This is a genomic window from Actinokineospora diospyrosa (assembly GCF_024171925.1).
Classification (GTDB): domain Bacteria; phylum Actinomycetota; class Actinomycetes; order Mycobacteriales; family Pseudonocardiaceae; genus Actinokineospora; species Actinokineospora diospyrosa.
Genome location: NZ_JAMTCO010000007.1, coordinates 214724 through 231163 on the forward strand (window position 1 = coordinate 214724; position 16440 = coordinate 231163).

General features: G+C 68.4%; 19 protein-coding genes. 11 read left to right on the forward strand and 8 right to left on the reverse strand.

Features of this window, described 5'->3' with window-relative positions; translation table 11 throughout:
- Positions 1-243: 243 nt before the first annotated feature.
- On the forward strand, positions 244-1365 hold the full coding sequence (locus tag LV75_RS14850) for a GAF domain-containing sensor histidine kinase (protein WP_253887472.1): 1122 nt from the start codon (positions 244-246) through the stop codon (positions 1363-1365).
- 561 nt (positions 1366-1926) lie between these two features.
- Entirely contained in the window at positions 1927-2421 is a 495-nt protein-coding gene (locus LV75_RS14855) for a hypothetical protein (protein WP_253887473.1), read from the forward strand.
- Between the two features lie 248 nt (positions 2422-2669).
- Here the strand turns inward: LV75_RS14855 and LV75_RS14860 are convergent, their stop codons facing one another.
- From LV75_RS14860 to LV75_RS14870, 3 genes are all read right to left on the reverse strand, one after another.
- Positions 2670-3290, reverse strand: a complete 621-nt coding sequence (locus LV75_RS14860) for a response regulator (RefSeq protein WP_308210992.1) — start codon at positions 3288-3290, stop codon at positions 2670-2672.
- A gap of 7 nt (positions 3291-3297) precedes the next feature.
- The gene (coaA, locus tag LV75_RS14865; RefSeq protein ID WP_253887475.1) at positions 3298-4227 is read right to left on the reverse strand and encodes a type I pantothenate kinase; all 930 of its coding nucleotides are present in this window, start codon (positions 4225-4227) and stop codon (positions 3298-3300) included.
- A 127-nt stretch (positions 4228-4354) separates the two neighbouring features.
- Positions 4355-4948, reverse strand: coding sequence for a macro domain-containing protein (locus LV75_RS14870; RefSeq protein ID WP_253887727.1), 594 nt, complete (start codon positions 4946-4948; stop codon positions 4355-4357).
- Between the two features lie 119 nt (positions 4949-5067).
- On the opposite strand from LV75_RS14870, the gene pheA reads away from it, so the two are divergent.
- The 4 genes from pheA to LV75_RS14890 all read left to right on the forward strand — a co-directional run bounded on the left by pheA (position 5068) and on the right by LV75_RS14890 (position 8519).
- The gene (pheA, locus tag LV75_RS14875) at positions 5068-5985 is read left to right on the forward strand and encodes a prephenate dehydratase (protein ID WP_253887476.1); all 918 of its coding nucleotides are present in this window, start codon (positions 5068-5070) and stop codon (positions 5983-5985) included.
- A complete protein-coding gene (locus LV75_RS14880) occupies positions 5982-6590 on the forward strand; it encodes a histidine phosphatase family protein (protein WP_253887477.1) in 609 nt (202 codons plus the stop codon). Before pheA ends, LV75_RS14880 begins: the two co-directional genes overlap by 4 nt.
- A gap of 112 nt (positions 6591-6702) precedes the next feature.
- On the forward strand, positions 6703-7713 hold the full coding sequence (locus LV75_RS14885; protein ID WP_253887478.1) for an ATP-binding cassette domain-containing protein: 1011 nt from the start codon (positions 6703-6705) through the stop codon (positions 7711-7713).
- Positions 7710-8519: an ABC transporter permease gene (locus LV75_RS14890; protein WP_253887479.1), complete on the forward strand. Its 810-nt coding sequence runs from the start codon at positions 7710-7712 to the stop codon at positions 8517-8519. The genes LV75_RS14885 and LV75_RS14890 overlap by 4 nt, the downstream gene beginning before the upstream one ends.
- 26 nt (positions 8520-8545) lie before the next feature.
- Here the strand turns inward: LV75_RS14890 and LV75_RS14895 are convergent, their stop codons facing one another.
- A complete protein-coding gene (locus tag LV75_RS14895) occupies positions 8546-9874 on the reverse strand; it encodes an MFS transporter (protein ID WP_253887480.1) in 1329 nt (442 codons plus the stop codon).
- Between the two features lie 129 nt (positions 9875-10003).
- On the opposite strand from LV75_RS14895, the gene LV75_RS14900 reads away from it, so the two are divergent.
- Positions 10004-10594: a DUF4232 domain-containing protein gene (locus tag LV75_RS14900; RefSeq protein WP_253887481.1), complete on the forward strand. Its 591-nt coding sequence runs from the start codon at positions 10004-10006 to the stop codon at positions 10592-10594.
- Here LV75_RS14900 and LV75_RS14905 read toward each other — a convergent pair.
- Positions 10591-10764 carry a DUF397 domain-containing protein gene (locus LV75_RS14905; protein ID WP_253887482.1) on the reverse strand — a complete coding sequence of 58 codons (174 nt, stop codon included), beginning with the start codon at positions 10762-10764 and terminating at the stop codon, positions 10591-10593. The genes LV75_RS14900 and LV75_RS14905 overlap by 4 nt on opposite strands.
- Positions 10761-11615, reverse strand: coding sequence for a helix-turn-helix domain-containing protein (locus LV75_RS14910; protein WP_253887483.1), 855 nt, complete (start codon positions 11613-11615; stop codon positions 10761-10763). Before LV75_RS14910 ends, LV75_RS14905 begins: the two co-directional genes overlap by 4 nt.
- 211 nt (positions 11616-11826) lie before the next feature.
- Between LV75_RS14910 and LV75_RS14915 the strand changes: the two genes are divergently transcribed.
- Positions 11827-12048 carry a hypothetical protein gene (locus tag LV75_RS14915; protein ID WP_253887484.1) on the forward strand — a complete coding sequence of 74 codons (222 nt, stop codon included), beginning with the start codon at positions 11827-11829 and terminating at the stop codon, positions 12046-12048.
- A gap of 55 nt (positions 12049-12103) precedes the next feature.
- On the opposite strand, the gene LV75_RS14920 is transcribed toward LV75_RS14915, so the two are convergent.
- On the reverse strand, positions 12104-12742 hold the full coding sequence (locus tag LV75_RS14920) for a response regulator (RefSeq protein WP_253887485.1): 639 nt from the start codon (positions 12740-12742) through the stop codon (positions 12104-12106).
- Positions 12739-14442: a sensor histidine kinase gene (locus LV75_RS14925; protein ID WP_253887486.1), complete on the reverse strand. Its 1704-nt coding sequence runs from the start codon at positions 14440-14442 to the stop codon at positions 12739-12741. The genes LV75_RS14920 and LV75_RS14925 overlap by 4 nt, the downstream gene beginning before the upstream one ends.
- A 188-nt stretch (positions 14443-14630) precedes the next feature.
- Between LV75_RS14925 and LV75_RS14930 the strand changes: the two genes are divergently transcribed.
- Genes LV75_RS14930 through LV75_RS14940 form a run of 3 tightly spaced genes read left to right on the forward strand, consistent with a single transcriptional unit; the run spans position 14631 to position 15722 of the window.
- Positions 14631-14780, forward strand: coding sequence for a hypothetical protein (locus LV75_RS14930; protein ID WP_253887487.1), 150 nt, complete (start codon positions 14631-14633; stop codon positions 14778-14780).
- Positions 14781-14790: 10 nt separating this feature from the next.
- Positions 14791-15387 carry a PASTA domain-containing protein gene (locus LV75_RS14935; protein WP_253887488.1) on the forward strand — a complete coding sequence of 199 codons (597 nt, stop codon included), beginning with the start codon at positions 14791-14793 and terminating at the stop codon, positions 15385-15387.
- Positions 15384-15722, forward strand: a complete 339-nt coding sequence (locus LV75_RS14940) for a nucleotide pyrophosphohydrolase (RefSeq protein WP_253887489.1) — start codon at positions 15384-15386, stop codon at positions 15720-15722. The genes LV75_RS14935 and LV75_RS14940 overlap by 4 nt, the downstream gene beginning before the upstream one ends.
- Positions 15723-16440: the final 718 nt, after the last annotated feature.

The following is a 16440-nucleotide window of genomic DNA, read 5'->3' on the forward strand; positions in this document are numbered from 1 at the left end:
TCCCCGCACCTTCACCCCACTTGTCCACAACCTCCACACCCATCCACAGCTCCCGCCCAACCCCCTTGACAGCCCCCCAAATCGACTACGCTGGAGGTGGGTGGCCCCCCGGGTGGGTGGGGGTCTGCCGTCCGCCGGGTCGGTGCAGCAGGCGGGCGGAAATGGGGCTTGAGCTGGGGGTTTGCGCGGAGGGTTGGGGAGCGGGCCGTCCGTTGGCCGAGGGGGCTTAGCCTGATGCTCCCCATGGATCCCACACTCGCCGCGCGGACTCTCACCGCGTCCACCGAGATCGCCACGGCAGCGCTGTCCGGTCAAGATCCCGAGGCGGTGCTGCACCTCGTCGTGCGGGCGGCGGCCGAGTTGGCGGAAGCGGACCTGGGCCTGGTCATGGCGGGCAATGAAGACGGTTCTCTCACCGTCGAGGCGGCCCACGGGGCCCAGAACGCGGTGGGGCTGGTGCTCTCGCCGAGATCGTCCGCCGCCCGGGTCGCAAGAGGTGGCGTCCCGATCGTTGCGGATGACGTGATCACGGATCCGCGCACGGCGCCTTACGTCCCCCGCGAACTCACCATCTACGGCCCCTTCGCCGCGGCCCCCTTCGGCACGCGCGAGTCCCGCTTGGGCGCACTGACCGTCTATCGCCGCCGCGGGGCCAAGCCGTTCACTAGTGGCACGGTGGAGGTTCTGACAGCCTTCGCGGCTCAGGCCGGGCTGGTCCTAGTCCTAGCTGAAGGCCGCAACGCCCACGAGCGTGTCGGCCTCTATGAAGAGCGCGAACGCATCGCCCGCGACCTGCACGACGTCATCATCCAGCGCCTCTATGCGGCGGGCATGCAGCTAGACCTCTTGTCCCGCCGCCCCGCCCGCAAACTCGCCAAGGCCGACTCAACCCGCCTAGCCGACGCTGTGGACCAGTTGGATGCCGCCATTGCCGACGTCCGGTCGGTAGTTCGGACCCTGCGCAACCCAGACCCGGAGCAGCCCGCAGACCTGGCCGAGTCCGCCCGCGCCGAGGTAGCAACGGCCCGCGAACTCCTCGGCTTCGAACCCACCTTCGAACTGGCAGGCGACCTAACAAACATCCCCGCCGCCCTAGCCGACCACGTCCGGGCAGCCCTAAGAGAGTCCCTCTCCAACGTCGTCCGCCACGCAGGCGCACTAAGAGTGGCCGTCCACCTCCGCCGCGAAGGCCCCACCATCCGCCTAACAGTCGCCGACGACGGCTGCGGCATCCCCCAAGGCGTGACCCACCGAGGCCTCAACAACCTCCGCACCCGAGCCACCCAATCCGGCGGCACCTGCGAAGTCCGCTCCTCCCCCCGCAGCGGCACCACCGTCACCTGGGAAGTCCCCATCCCCGACTAGCTACTCCCTGCTCTGCCTGTGATCTCGACGGGGCCCACCACCAAGTCAACCTGAAGTAGCCACAGAGCAAGCATGACAATTCCGACGACCACGACAGCGATGATCACTGCGCGGGCGGTCCGTCCCCACGTGGAGATGGTGTAGGTCCAGTTGGTCGCGGCGTTGTCGTCGCGATTGGTGGCCGAGGCCGACTGAACGGACGCGCGCGAGGGTCGCGTGGTTGGCATCTCGCGGGAGGGTTCTCTCGATGCGGTGCTGCGTGACGAGGGCCGCTTACGCCCCATGGCCGTAGTTCTCCTTCTACGTCGCCCCTGACCCAGTCGAACGGATCGGGCGCTTGATCGCTGCTTCGTGTCCACCAAGGCAGGCGGCCCGTACGTGCCGCATAACCATCCTGACCTGCCCAATTGGGTGCTGTTCATCGCTGAGTGGATGTTGAGGGAAGCAATGACCATGGACGATGACTGGTAGTCCTTGACCAGGCCAAGCCAGTTTTAGGCAGTCAAAAAGAGCCAATAGGAGTCGTTTGGTACTCTTCGCTAGACATGGAGGGAGCTGTGTATGCCTCGCGCGTTCGCCAAGCCACGAAAAGTTCCTGCTGACCGGCTGGACTTGGTGGACATCCTCTGGCGGTTCTATGTCGCCGCGGATCGCCCGACGATGCGTGGCATTGCCGACGCGGTCCAAGGGCTGGGTGATGAAGTGCGCGCGGGCACTGCTAACCACGAGACAGTGCGGAGAACTTTGCGCGGCGAAGCGGTCGGTTCATGGCAGACCGTTGAGGTGATCTTCTTGGCGTTGTGCGAGTTGGCCGATGTCGACCCTGACGACGAGGAGGGCGACACAGGCGACCGCTGGGACCCACTGATCTCGCATCGCAAGCGGCTGCGCAACGCGTGGAACACGGCTAGAGATGGCGAGCCCATACCGGAGATGCCCAGGACTCGAACAGAGCGTGCTCGTCAGGAAGCTGCCGCCCGGCGGCCGAGACCACCCGACGACCCTTGGGGCTCAGCACTACCCGTCGGTTCCTTCAACGACGAGCCGCCGTTCTGATCGTTCGGACTCACGGCGGCACCATTGACATGTGGCCCCGGCTGAGCCCTCGCTCGGCGATTCGCTGGCCATGGGCAAGCCCTGCGGCTGGCCCGTCCGATAGTCGAAACCTCCACCTCCAGCAGCACCATCGCCACAACACGGAGCCCTTCGAGAGTTCGCTCAGCCCGCGTGGCGCCAGCAGTCGATCGAGAGCGTCCCTATACGTCTGGCCAGTGCAGCCACGAGTAACCACTCTGCGGGGCCACCTATCGACGCCGGGCGAACCAGGCCACTGCTTGCGTCCGCCGTGACATCCCCAGCTTCGCCAGCACCGATGTCACGTGGTTCTTCACGGTCTTCTCCGCCAGGAACAGCCGCTCGGCGATTTCGCGGTTCGACATGCCCTCGCCCACCAGCGCGAGCACCTCCCGCTCCCGCTCCGTCAACCCCGCCAGCTCATCGGTCTCCGCGCTCCGCCGCATCCGGTCCAGCACCCGCGCCGTCGTCACCGGATCGAGGAGTGAACGTCCCGCGGCCACCTCACGCACGGCGTTCACCAGGTCCTGCCCCCGCACCTGCTTCAGCAAGTACCCCGAAGCCCCCGCCATGATCGCCTCGACCAAGGCCGCCTCATCGTCAAAAGCCGTCAGGACCAGGCAAGCGGGAGCGGGATCCAGCGCCTTCAACGACCGGCACAGCGAGACCCCGTCCCCGTCCGGCAGCCGCATGTCGACCACGGCCACATCAACCGGCTGCGACGAAGCCAGCGCCAAGGCTTCGCCCACGCCACCCGCTTGGGCGACCACCGAGATGCCGTCCTCGCCGGAGAGCAGGTCGCGCAGCCCCCGCCGCACCACCTCGTGGTCGTCGACGAGCAGTACGCGGATCACGGCTTCAGAGCTTACGGAGTCGAACCCGGGTGATCCGGTGATCGGCACCTTTGCGCAGCACCAGCGTCGCCCGCGGTCGGGTCGGCAGGATGTTCTGCACCAGGTTCGGGCCGTTGATCTTCTGCCACAGCGCGGTGGCCTCGCCGACGGCCTCGGTGTCGGTCAGCGCCGCGTAGTGGTGGAAGTGCGAGGCCGGGTCGGCGAAGGCGGTGCCGCGCAGGGCCAGGAAGCGGTCGATGTACCAGCGCTCGATGTCGTCGGTGTGCGCGTCGACGTAGATCGAGAAGTCGAACAGGTCCGAGACGGCCAGCCGGGCGGCGGGCTGCAGGACGTTCAGGCCCTCCACGATCAGGATGTCCGGCCTGCGTACAACCTGCTCCTCGTCCGGCAGGATGTCGTACGCCAAGTGCGAGTACACCGGCGCCCGGACCTCATCGGCGCCCGCCTTCACCTCGGACACAAACCGCAGCAACGCCCGCCGGTCGTAGCTCTCCGGGAAGCCCTTGCGGCTCATCAGGTTCCGCCGGTCCAATTCCACGCGCGGGAAGAGGAAGCCGTCGGTGGTCACGAGGTCTACGTGGGGGTGGTCCGGCCAGCGCGCTAGCAGCAGGCGGAGCAACCGGGCCGTGGTGGACTTACCGACCGCCACGCTGCCTGCGATGCCAATGACGAAAGGCACCTTCGCCGGGCTGTCTTCGCCCAAGAACTCCACGGTTGTGTTGTAGAGCCGCTGCCGGGCGGCCACCTGTAGCGAGATCAGACGCGACAGTGGCAGGTAGACGTCCACTACCTCGTCGAGGTCGACTGGGTCGCCGAGGCCACGCAGCGCGACCAGCTCGTCGAGGGTCAGCGGCAGCGGAGTCGACTCGCGCAGCTCCCGCCACTGCTCACGGCGCAGCTCCACGTACGGACTCAGCTCACGGACCCGCGCCATCTCGGGCTCCCTCGCGCCGGAATGGGTGTACGGGAGTCAACGTAGGTGCTGAGGGCTGGTTCGCGCTGTGACCGAATGCACCGATCGGAGGACAACGGGTGTGGCGCACATGACGTCGCCGCGAACATCAGGTTCGTGCAACACTGCCCGGCTCGAACACGGCGTCCCAAGCGGCCGCCAACTGCCTGGCGCACACCTGCGGCGGCACACCGCCAACACCGGTTCCCAAGCCCGGCATCGCGATAGTCCCAACTGCGTTCCGCACTGGTGAACCGTTGTCGAGAACACCGTCCCGCCAGAGCCGGAATACCGCGCGCGCCGCCAGGTAGGGGTGAACCGTCTCGGCGGCAAGAGCCTCCGTGGGCTCCTTCATGGTCGGTGCCGTGATGAGCCAGGTAGGCCGCGCGACGTCGGTAGGGACGATCAGTGCCTCGCCTACCGGCAGTTCCCCGCCGTGGTAGGCCAAGACAGCGCTGCGGACCCGCTGCTCGATGGCAGGGAAGTTGGCTGCATAGACGGCATCCACGCCACCGCGCATCCAGCCGTAAGAGTTCGCGGGTGACACCACCGCGTCCGCTTGGACTTCTAGTACCGATCCACGATGGACACGGATATGCGGCCTACCTTCGGCCGCTGTTTCCCAGGCCGACGCTAGCGATTCACCCATCGCGCATAGGACCAGTTCGAGCTCACCGGAACGGTCGCGGGTAGCCGCCGCCATACCGGTCTCCGAATCCGCGGTCACGGTTCCAGCATGGCATCCGGGGGACACCCGGGGTAACCGCCGTTTGGTAACCGCCACATCTCCGTACGGTGCCAGTGCCTGCGTACTGTGGGCGGGTGCCGACCACCGCGTACTTCGGACCCAAGGGGACCTTCACCGAACAAGCCGCCCGGGCCCTCGCCCCTGGGGCGGACTTCCTGCCCATGCCGACGATCCCGGACGCGGTTGGCGCTGTGCGCTCCGGGCTGGCCGAGCTCGCTTGCGTCCCGATCGAGAACTCGGTCGAGGGCGCCGTCTCCGCCGCCATGGACACCCTCGCCGCCGACGCCCCAGCGGTGGTCGCGTTGGCCGAGCACCTGCTGCCGATCCGGTTCTCGATCTTGGTGCGCCCCGGTGTGAAGGCCGCCGACGTGCGCTCCATCGCCAGCCACCCGCACGCGTTGGCCCAGGTCGAGCGCTGGATCCAGGAGACGATGCCCGCCGCGGCCCGCCGCGCGGCGTCCTCCACCGCCGGTGCCGCGGTCGGCGTGCAGTCCGGCGAGTTCGACGCCGCCGTGACCGCCCCCGTGGCCGCCGAGCACTACCCGCTCGACGTGCTCGCCACCGACGTCGCCGACGAGCGGGACGCGATCACCCGGTTCCTCCTGCTCGCCCGCCCCGAGAAGCTGCCCCGGCCCACCGGCGCGGACCGGACGTCGGTGATCGTGGTCCTGTCGCACGAGCCGGGCGAGCTCGCCGCGGTGTTGAACGAGTTGGCCAGCCGCGGCATCAACCTCACCCGCATCGAGTCCCGCCCCCAGCGCAACCGCTTCGGCGAGTACCGCTTCTACCTGGACTTCGACGGCCACATCGCCGAGCCCCGGGTCGCCGACGCGCTAGGCGCCCTCCACCGCCGTAGTCAGAGGGTGCTTTTCCTGGGCTCTTATCCCAAGGCGGAAGGCAACGCCACAGAGGTAATTGCCCCTAACCGCGCCTCGGACTACGACGTGTCCGCGAAGTGGATCGAGGCCGTGATCCGAGGCGAGGAGCCGTGACAGCCCGTTTACTGCTCGCCCGCCACGGCGAGACCCCGTCGAATCTGAAGCACGCGCTCGACTCCCGTCCCCCCGGACCGCCTCTTACGGACATGGGCCAACGGCAAGCGGAAGCGCTTGCGGACAGGCTCGCCGAGGATCGGGTAGTGGCCGTCTACGCGAGCGTGGCCGTGCGCGCGCAGCAGACAGCCGACCCGGTCGCCAAGCGGCACGGGTTGGCCGTTGACGTTGTCGAGGGCCTCCACGAGCTACAGGTCGGCGACCTAGAGGGCCGCTCGGACGAGGCAGCCCTACGCAGCTTCGGCGAGGTCTACACCCGCTGGACCGAAGGCGACCTCACCGCAACGATGCCCGGCGGTGAGAGCGGCGAGGAAATTCGAGACCGCTACCTCTCCACGATCGAGCGAATTCGAGACCGCCACCAGAGCGGCTTGATCGTGGTGGTCAGCCACGGCGGGATCATCCGGCTCGGCGCCGAATGGCTGGCCGACAACGTCGGTGCCCAGCTGGCCAATGCCAAGCTGCTGCCCAACACCGGGCACGTGCTGCTCGAACCCCGCCCGACCGGGTGGCACTGCCTGGAGTGGACCGGGGTCGAGCTGTAGCGCGCCTCGGCCAACTGGGGGAAGGTCCGGTTAGCGAAAATCGCGGTGGGTTGTCGGTGGGTGGGGTTACCCTCCGCCGCGTACTCATTCGGACTATGTCATGGGAGGGCTCATGCCCCCGCCCGCGTCCTCGATCGCTGTGCGCGCGGAAGCGTTGGTCAAGACCTTCGGGTCCACCCGCGCCCTCGACGGTGTCGACCTGGAGATCCCTTCGGGAACCGTGTTGGGCCTGCTCGGGCCCAACGGTGCTGGCAAGACGACCACCGTTCGCATTCTCACAACCCTGCTCAAACCAGATTCCGGCAGCGCCTTCGTCGCCGGTCACGACGTCACGAAGGACCCGGACGCCGTCCGCCGCTCGATCGGCCTGTCCGGGCAGTACGCGGCCGTCGACGAACACCTCACCGGCTACGAGAACCTCTACATGGTCGGCAGGCTCTACGGGATGTCCAGGACGGACGCGACATCCCGGGCCCGCGAGCTGATCGGCCGGTTCCGGCTGACCGACGCGGGCGACCGCCCGGCCAAGACCTACTCCGGCGGTATGCGGCGCAGGCTCGACCTCGCGGGCGCGCTGGTGGCCGAACCGGCCGTCGTCGTGCTCGACGAGCCGACCACCGGCCTCGACCCGCGCGGCAGGCTGGACACCTGGGAGGTCATCGGCGAGCTGGTGGCTGATGGGACCACGGTCCTGCTCACCACCCAGTACCTGGAGGAGGCCGACCAGCTGGCCAACACCATCCTGGTGATCGACCACGGCAAGGTCATCGCCGGTGGCACGGCCGACCAGCTCAAGGCCCAGGTCGGCGGCGAGCGCCTGGAGATCGTGGTCGGTGACGCGGCTGAACTCGCGGTCACCGCCCGGGTGCTCGGCGAGGTCGGCTCGGACGAGCCGGGCACCGACCAGAACCAGCGCCGCGTGCACGTCAAGGTCGACACCGGCCCGAAGGCCCTGGTCGAGGCGCTGCGCAGGCTCGACCAGGAGAACGTCGCGGTGCTCGACGTCGCGCTGCACCGGCCCACCCTCGACGACGTGTTCCTCGCCCTCACCGGCCACGTCGCCGAGGAGGAGCCCGCGGCCGAGGAGGACCCCAAGGGCAGGAAGAAGGCCAAGACCCGATGAGCGTCATCACCGCCGGAGCCCGCGACAGCGGCGTCGTCACCTGGCGCAACCTGATGAACGTGCGCCGCCAGCCCGACCTGCTGCTGGGCGCCACCCTGCAGCCGATCATGTTCGTGCTGCTGTTCGCGTTCGTGTTCGGCAACAGCATCGGCGACGACCCGGGTGCCTACCGGGAGTTCCTGATGGGCGGCATCTTCGCCCAGACCGTGGCGTTCAACTCGGCGTACACGACCATCGGCATGGCGGCCGACCTGGAGAAGGGCGTCATCGACCGGTTCCGCTCGCTGCCGATGACCAGGGCAGCGGTCCTGGTCGGTCGCACGGCGTCGGACCTCGCGGTCAGCGCCATCGGCCTGCTGGTCATGTCGCTGTGCGGCCTGCTGGTCGGCTGGCGGATCCGCGGCAGCTTCCTGGACGCGGTCCTGGGCTACCTGTTGCTGCTGCTGTTCTCGTTCGCCATGTCCTGGATCGGCGCGTACGTCGGTCTCGCGGCGGGCAGCGTGCAGGTCGCGCAGAGCGCTGGCTTCATCTGGATGTTCCCGGTCACGTTCATCTCGTCGGCGTTCGTGTCGGCGTCGAGCATGCCCGGCCCGTTGAAGGTCGTCGCCGAGTGGAACCCGATCACCGCGATCGCTGACGCCGCGCGCGACCTGTTCGGCAACACGGCCCGCACCGGCGTGCTGAGCCAGTCGGACGCCTGGCCCGCCCAGCACTCGGCGCTCTACGCGATGCTGTCCTGCGTGGTCATCCTGGTGATCTTCGCGCCGCTCGCGGTCGCGAAGTACCGCAAGGTCGCCAGCAAGTAGTGGTCCTGGGTGGAGGCGTGCCTGCCTCAGGCTCCGGCAGGCGCGCTTTCACCGGGGGCGGGCGCGCTCTCGCCTGAGCCAGGGCTGGAGCTCGGGCTTGGACCGGATAACGCGGGCTCCTCGCCCAGCGTCTCGATCGAGTTCTCGTGCCTGGCCAGCACCACCCACAGCGTCCCGGCGAGGCCGAGTTGCAGGGCCCCGGAGATCAGGAAGACGGCCCGGGTGCTCAACCAGGCCGCCAGGATGCCGCCGAGCAGCGCGCCGAGCGGGATCGCGCCCCAGACCGCGGTGCGCCAGACGCCCAGGACCCGGCCGAACAGGTGCTCGGGGATCAGCGCGTGCCGCAGCGCCCCGATGATGACGTTCACGGTCACCACGCTCGCTGCGAACACCCCGAACAGCAGCGCCCCGGCGACCGGCTCGTAGACCACGCCCATCACGCCGAACGCCACCGCGCACCCGGCGACAGCGGCGGTCAGCACGGTCCGGCGGGACAAGAGCTTGGTCAGGCGAGGCGCCACTGCGGCCCCGATAAGCCCACCCGCGCCGCCGACCAGGGCGAAAACGCCGAAAGCCGCGCTGGTGAGTCCCAGGTCCTCCAGCGCGTAGAGCACGAGCAGCGCCTGCGCGAGTTCCGAGGTCAATGCCAACGCGGCCGCGAAGGCCACCAGCTGGACCATAAGAGGCCGCTTGCGCACCCAGCTGACCCCTTCGGCCAGTTGGACGCGCAGCTTGGGAGCAGGGCCGGTGGTCTTAGGCCGGTAGTTGCCCCGGATGGCCAGCAGCAGGATCGCGGCTATAGCGAAGCCAGCTGAGTTGAGCAGGAACGGCAAGGCAGCGAAGACGGCGAAGGTGACGCCACCGAGCGGACCGCCCAGGAAGGTCTGCCCGACGATCTCGGCCGACTGGAGCTTGCTGTTGGCGGACTCAAGACCGGCCTTGTCGACGACTGCGGGGATGAGCGCCTGGGCAGCGCTATCAGCGATGGTTTCGACTGTGCCGATGAGCAGCGCCATCGCGTAGAGGAGCCAGATCGAGGTGGCGTCCAAGAGGACGAGCACTGCGAGCGCGCCCACGATGATCGCGCGGGACGTGTTGGCCAGCAGCATCGCCTTGCGGCGGTCGACCCGGTCCACCAGCGCGCCGCTGATCAGCGCGAACAGCAGCCAGGGCAGGAACGCGGTCGCGGACAGCCCGGCGATGAGGAGGGGGTCGCGGGTGAGGCTGGCACCCAGTAGCGGGAACGCGACCTTGCCGATGCCATCACCCAGGTTGGACAGCGCACTTGACCCGAGGAGCCAGGTCAGTCGCCGGTCCGTGGTCACGTGGCCCCCGGGTAATCGTGCCGACGCCATACCGCGACGCTACTGGCCGGTTCCCGCCAGCAACTACCCCCGAACGGGCGGCAATTCTTCCCAACCGGGGGCGCCCGTGTGAACCCGATCCGGGTGGCGATCAGTGGGAAACTGGCCCATTGTGGAGGTATGAGGTGGGTGAGAAACGGTGTCGGAGTAGCCGTACTAGTGCTGGTGGCGGGATGTGCCGGGCAAAAGGCCGACACGCCGCCCAAGGTGGAGTTGCCGTCGGCCACTCCGACGGCCTCGGCGGTGCCCACTACGCCCTCGGCGACGTCCGAGGCGGCGGCAGAGCCAGCGTCGGCGGACGACTGCAAGGTCGGCGAGCTCAAGCTGGCGGTGCGAGATGAGGACGCGGCGGCCGGGACGGTCTACCGGAAGCTGGTCTTCACCAACAGCGGGCAGCGGACGTGCGTGATCCAGGGCTTCCCGGGTGTCTCTTACGTCGCCGGGGAGGACGGCCACCAAGTGGGGCCCGCCGCGTACCGGGTGGGGACGAAGGGCGCCCCGGTGCGACTGGACCCGGGCGCGGCGGCGGCCACCGACGTGGGGTTCGTGAACGTGCAGAACTACGACCCGGCGGTCTGCCAGCCGACGGAGGTGCGGGGCCTGCGGGTCTACCCGCCGCACGACACGGAGTCGACGTTCGTGGAGCTGCCCGGGACGGGGTGCGCGGGCACCCCGCCGGGCAACCAACTGACGGTGAAGACCGTCGTCTAGACGGACCGCAAGAAGGCGGCCCACTCCTTGCGGTCGAACCGCAGCCGAGGTCCGTCGCCCTGCTTGCTGTCCCGGGTGAGCACCGTGGTGACATCCAGGAAGGCCACCTCGACGCAGCTGTAGTCCGCATTGCTGCGGCTGCTCTTGCGCCACGCCAAGTACTGCTTCATGAGTGGAGATCCCTTTCTGCTTGCAGAAGTAGGCGCATAGTTTCGCGCTCGTTCAGGGCCTTCTCCCATGTCTCTTCGAACACCGTGTTGTATTGTTCGATGTCGGTGGGCTTGTCAAGGAACAAATCACCCACCAGGTTCTCGATGAACACCACCGGAGGTTCGCCCTCGCGTGTTCCGTTGTCCGGGAACCGCATGATAATGAACGGCCCGGATAGCAGGCCGCCGTACATGCCCGCTGTGAACGGCACGACGCGCAGGGTGACTGTATCCAATTGCGACAGTTCTGCCAAGTGGACAATCTGCCTGCTCATGACATGTGCCCCGCCGACCGCCCGGTGCAGCACCGTTTCGTTCAGCACAACGGAGAACGTCGGCCGTGCGGTTTTCCGGTTCAGCAATGCCTTCCGTTGCATTCGGAAGTTGACCCGTCGATCAACCTCTTCGTCCGACATGTCCGGATGGCGATTCCTGATCAGCACACGCGTATATTCAGGAGTCTGAAACAGTCCTGGAATCAGGTCGACGTGATACCACTGCATTGATGATACTGACTCTTCGAGTCCGTAGTAGAGAGCGAAGCCATCCGGGATCACATCACTGTAGGCGTGCCACCAACCCTGTTCCTTGGTCTTGCGCGCCAGATCTTTCAGGTACTCGGTCAGTTCCGCCGACGCGCCGTAGACCTTGCACATGGCTTCGGCGTCCAGGCTGCGCAACGCCGTCTGTCCGGTCTCGATCCGCCAGATCTTGGCTTCGGACCACTCCAGTGCCTGCGCCGCCGCCTTGACCGTCAGCCTGGCTCGCCCACGAAGGTCGCGCAGATATCGGCCCAACTGCCTGCGCGGCACTGTCGAACCAGTCGCCCCGTCTCCCACTGCCACACCTCTCGATCGGATGACCTTTCACTCGCTGTGAAAGTATCGATCCGGGCAATGTGCAATACAACGCTGTTGCCATGGCCTTTCCGGGTGAATGAAGCACCGAAAAGCTTGCGTTGCGAGTCCTCGTGTCGTTGCATCGCAGCGCACACATTCCGTGCCAATCCCACCGAGGAGCACCATGCACACCGGCTTCCACATGAACACCTGGGCCAAGGTCGAGGACACCTGCGAGATCACCTTCGCCCCCGATGGCCCCGCCGCCATGTCCCTCTACTTCGGCGGTCGGATGGAGGGCTTCGAGATCGTGCTGACCAGGGCCGGGCTCGAGCGGCTCGCCACCGTGGCCGTCGAGGCCAGGGACAAGTTGGCCGCCCACGCCGAGGGCAAGTTGGCCGCCTGAGTCCACCGGGTCGGGGACCGGCGCTGGGCGGGCGGGTGGTGGGAAAGGGGTGAGGTCAGTCGTTCATCAGACCAGTCCGCCACGCCCACGCGGCGATCTCGACCCGGTTGCGGGCGCCGATCTTGCCCTGGACGGCGGCCAGGTGGGTCTTCACCGTGGACAGCGACAGGAACAACTCCGCGCCGATCTCGGTGTTCGTCAGCCCCCTGGCCGCCGCCCGCACGACATCGGTCTCCCGCTCGGTCAACGGGTTCGCCCCGACCGGCGCGGGCGCGGCGAAGTGCCGCAGCAACCGCACCGTGATCTGCGGCGACACCAGCGCGTCACCGCGGGCGGCCGCGCGGACCGCCTCCATCAGCAGCGCCGGACCGGCGTCCTTCAGCAGGAACCCGCTCGCCCCGTTCGCGAGGGCCGTGTGCACGTACTCGTCCAGGTCGAACGTCGTCACCACCACGACCTTGAGCGGGTCGACGACCTCGGGACCGGCGAGCGCCTTGGTCACCGCGAGCCCGTCCATCCCGGGCATCCGCACGTCGACCAGGCACACGTCCGGCCGCAGCTCCCGCGCCCTGGCCACCGCGTCGATCCCGTTCGCCACGTCAGCCACCACCGACATGTCCTCCTGCGACTCCAGGATCATCCGGAACCCCACCCGGACCATCTCCTGGTCGTCGGCGATCAGGACTCGGATCACCGCTGGCCCTCCCGTTCGGTCCGCAGCGGGAACCCGGCGTCGACCACCCAGCCCGCCGACTCGCCCGGTCCGGCCGAGAACCGGCCGCCGAGCAGGTCGATCCGCTCCCGCATCCCGACCAGACCGTAGCCGCCGGACCCGCCGGGCGGGGTCACCCTGGCCGTGGCGTCGTCCACCACCCGCAGCCGCAACTCCTCGTCGACCACCCCGATCGTGATCATCACCAACTGGGCGTCGCGGGCGTGCTTGCCCACGTTCGTCAACGCCTCCTGCACGATCCGCAGCACCGACCGCCCCGCTTCCGGCGGCATCACCGGCGGCAGGTCCAGGCTCATGTCGATCGCCGGACCGTGGAAGTTGTCGACCAGAGCGCGCAGGTCGGCCGCCAAATCCATCGTCGCCTGCCCCTCCGCGCCCGCGGTCGGCGCCCCGCGCATGCTGCCGACCAGCATCCGCATCGCCGCCAACGCCTCCCCGCCCGCCGACTCGATCCGCGCCAGGGCGTGCACCGCCGCCGTCGGGTTCGAGTCCCCGACCAGCTGCGCCGCCTGGGCCGCCACCACGATCCCCGTCACGTGGTGCGCCACGACGTCGTGCAACTCCCTGGCCAGGGCCATCCGCTCCGCCTGTTGCGCCCCGGTCACCGCGACCTGCACCGACTGCGCCCGCTCCCGGTCGCGGGACCGGAAGTACTGCCCGGTCGCCATCGACACCACCAGCAGGAACGCCGAGACCAGCAAGAACTCCGGGCTGAACGCCACCGACCCGAACACCGACGCGATCGTGAGCAGGTCGACGCCGACGATCGCGCCCACCCCGACGGCCGCGTTCTTGCGTTCCGCGTACCGCACGAGGTACGCGACAAGTGCCATGTGCGACGCGGCGATGGTCAAAGGCACAGGGAACCGGTCGTAGGTGCCGAACAGCAGCGTCAACGGCGTCAACGCGGTGGTGGCGCCCACCATCAGCACCGCCGCGATGATCGCGTACCGCACCGGCGCCGTCGGCCCGAGCACCGCGCACGCCGCCGTGGCCACGACGAACACCAGCGGCACCACGTAGAGCAGTGGCCTGCCGATCGGGTTCAACACCGACGTGCCGGTGAGGTCCACCATGACCAGCGCGAACAGCGCGGCCGCCAACGGCCACTGCCTGCGGATCAGCTGCCGGAACTGCGTCGAGGTCCCCCGGTCCTCGTGCGCGCGCAGCACGTAGCCCACCAGGCAGCCGCCGAAGACGACCACCGCGCCGCCGAGCAGGGTCAGCACCGCCGACTGCTCGTCGACCGGCGGGTAGTTGTACGGGTCGTACATCCGCAGGGTGCCCGCGGCGGCGCCCCCCGCCGCCACGAGCGCCACCAGCCCGAGCGCCACCACCCGCTCGCACCGCCACACCACGATCGCGACGAGCGCGCCGACCGTGACGGTCTCGGACAGCAGGAGCGCGCCCGAGCCGAAGGTGAGCGAGTACCGGTTACCGGTCTCCACGCTCAACAGCGCCGAAGCGATCAGCCACAGCGAACCCCCGACCACCCCCAGCAGGGGCCGGGCGAGCGCCAGGAACACGAACAGCAACAGCGGCAGCGGCATCAGGGCTTCCACCACGTTGTCCCGCCGCGCGATGATCAGCAGCAGGTCGAAGAGGTAGGCCATCCCCAACAGCCCCGCCAACCAGCGGCGGACGGGCGCGAGCAACTCCATGACTCAGCAAAGTAGGGCCCCCGGCCGCCCCGCGCCTCGGTCGACCGGTGCTGGGACCATCGGCCGATCGGCCGACCCCGACTGGGTCAACGCCAACCGGATGACCCGCCTGAGCAGGCTCTCTGGCTGATTCGCGACACCCCGCACCCGGGCGAACCTTGTGGAAACGCCGATGACGGAGGTGCCCGATGGTGGTTGCGATCTTGATCTGGGTGGGGATTGTGCTGGGGATCAGCCTGCTCCTGGCGATGGCCTTCGGTCCGGCCATCGTGGAGCTCGACGCCTGGCGCGAATCCCGCCGCAGGCAGGCGGCTGGCGAGCCGGTCGCCCATCGCTGATCATGGAAGGGTGACGACCCGCGCGCTCCCCGCCGTCCTGGTCCTGCTCACCCTCGCCGCCTGCGGTCCCGGTCCGACCACGCTCCCGGACCCCCCGACCGTGGGGGCACCCAGCTCCGCGGTCAAGTCCGCCGCGGTCCCGAACGTGGTCGGCATGGACCACCAGGCCGCCCAAGACGCCATGCAGAAGGCCGGTTTCTACTACCTGACCGAGGAAGACTCGACCGGTCAGGGGCGGCAGTTAGTCAACGACAGCAACTGGGTGGTCGTGGCGCAGGTCCCGGCAGCGGGGGAGGTTGTGCCGCAGTCCGACAAGATCTTGCTGCGCTCCAAGAAGAAGACCGACTCGGCGGCCTCCGCCCCATCCAGCTCCACGGCCAAGACCGCCGCCGTGCCGAACGTGGTCGGCGTGGACCACCAAGACGCCCAGAACGCGCTGCAGAAGGCGGGTTTCTACTACCTGACTGAAGAGGACGCGACCGGGCAGGGTAGGCAACTCGTAGTCGACCACAACTGGGTGGTCGTCGAGCAGATCCCGGCGGCGGGGAAGGTCGTGCCGCAGTCGGACAAGATCTTGCTGCGCTCCAAGAAGAAGACGGACCCGTGACCCTAGAAGACCTCGCCGCCCGCCAACGGGCGTTCGCCGAAGCCCGCGCCTGGGGCCCCTTCCACACCCCGAAGAACCTCGTCATGGCCCTGTCGGCCGAGGTAGGCGAGCTCACCGAGCTCTTCCAATGGCTAACCCCCGACGAAGCCACCTCGGCCCCCCAAGACCCCGCCGCCCGAGCCCGCATAGAAGACGAACTAGCCGACGTCCTCCTCTACCTAACCCGCCTAGCCGACGTCCTCGGCGTAGACCTCATAGCCGCCGCCCACGCCAAAATCGACCGCAACGAAACCCGCTTCCCCCCAAACATCGGCCGCGCCGCCCTAGACCGCTAACCCCCACCCCCCGACCCCTCACCCCCGCGGCGCTCCCGCCCCACTCCCGGCAACCCCGCCCACCCCCAGGCGGCCCTGCCTCACCCCGGCAACCCCGCCGCCCCTCCGGCAACCCCGCCGAAACTCGCTTCGCGCGCGGTCCCGACCCCAGCCCGGCCCCCACCCTCTCCGGGGGGCGACCCCGGTGCCAGTCTACCGACCCCCACCGACAGTCGATCTTGAAACGGGGCGCCAGAGATCCACATGTGGATAACTTCTGTCGCTGAACCGGGTGAATATCAGCGCCTGGAGACGGCGGCGACCAGGGAAAACAGTCGCAGAGCGACGACGGCCTGGGGCACGGGCGAAAAGTCGCCTGCAGGTGATCAAGTTGAGCCAAACCCCGCCGTCCCACCGACCACGGTGGTGAGCCACAGCCCCCGGGAAGCCCCAGCCCGAGTCAGGCATGCACCAATACGGCGACCGTCTGCCAAGAGGTGTTCAACAGGCCTAAGCGCCAGTTCAAGCAGAAAAGCCCCAACGCCCCCACCACCACAAGAACCGCCCCACAAGCTCCCCCGCGCGCGGTCCCGACTCCAGCCCGGCCCCCACCCTCTCCGGGGGGCGGCCCCGGTGCCAGTCTACCGACCCCCACCGACAGTCGATCTTGAAACGGGGCGCCAGAGATCCACATGTGGATAACTTCTGTCGCTGAAACGGGTGAATATCAAGGCAGGGC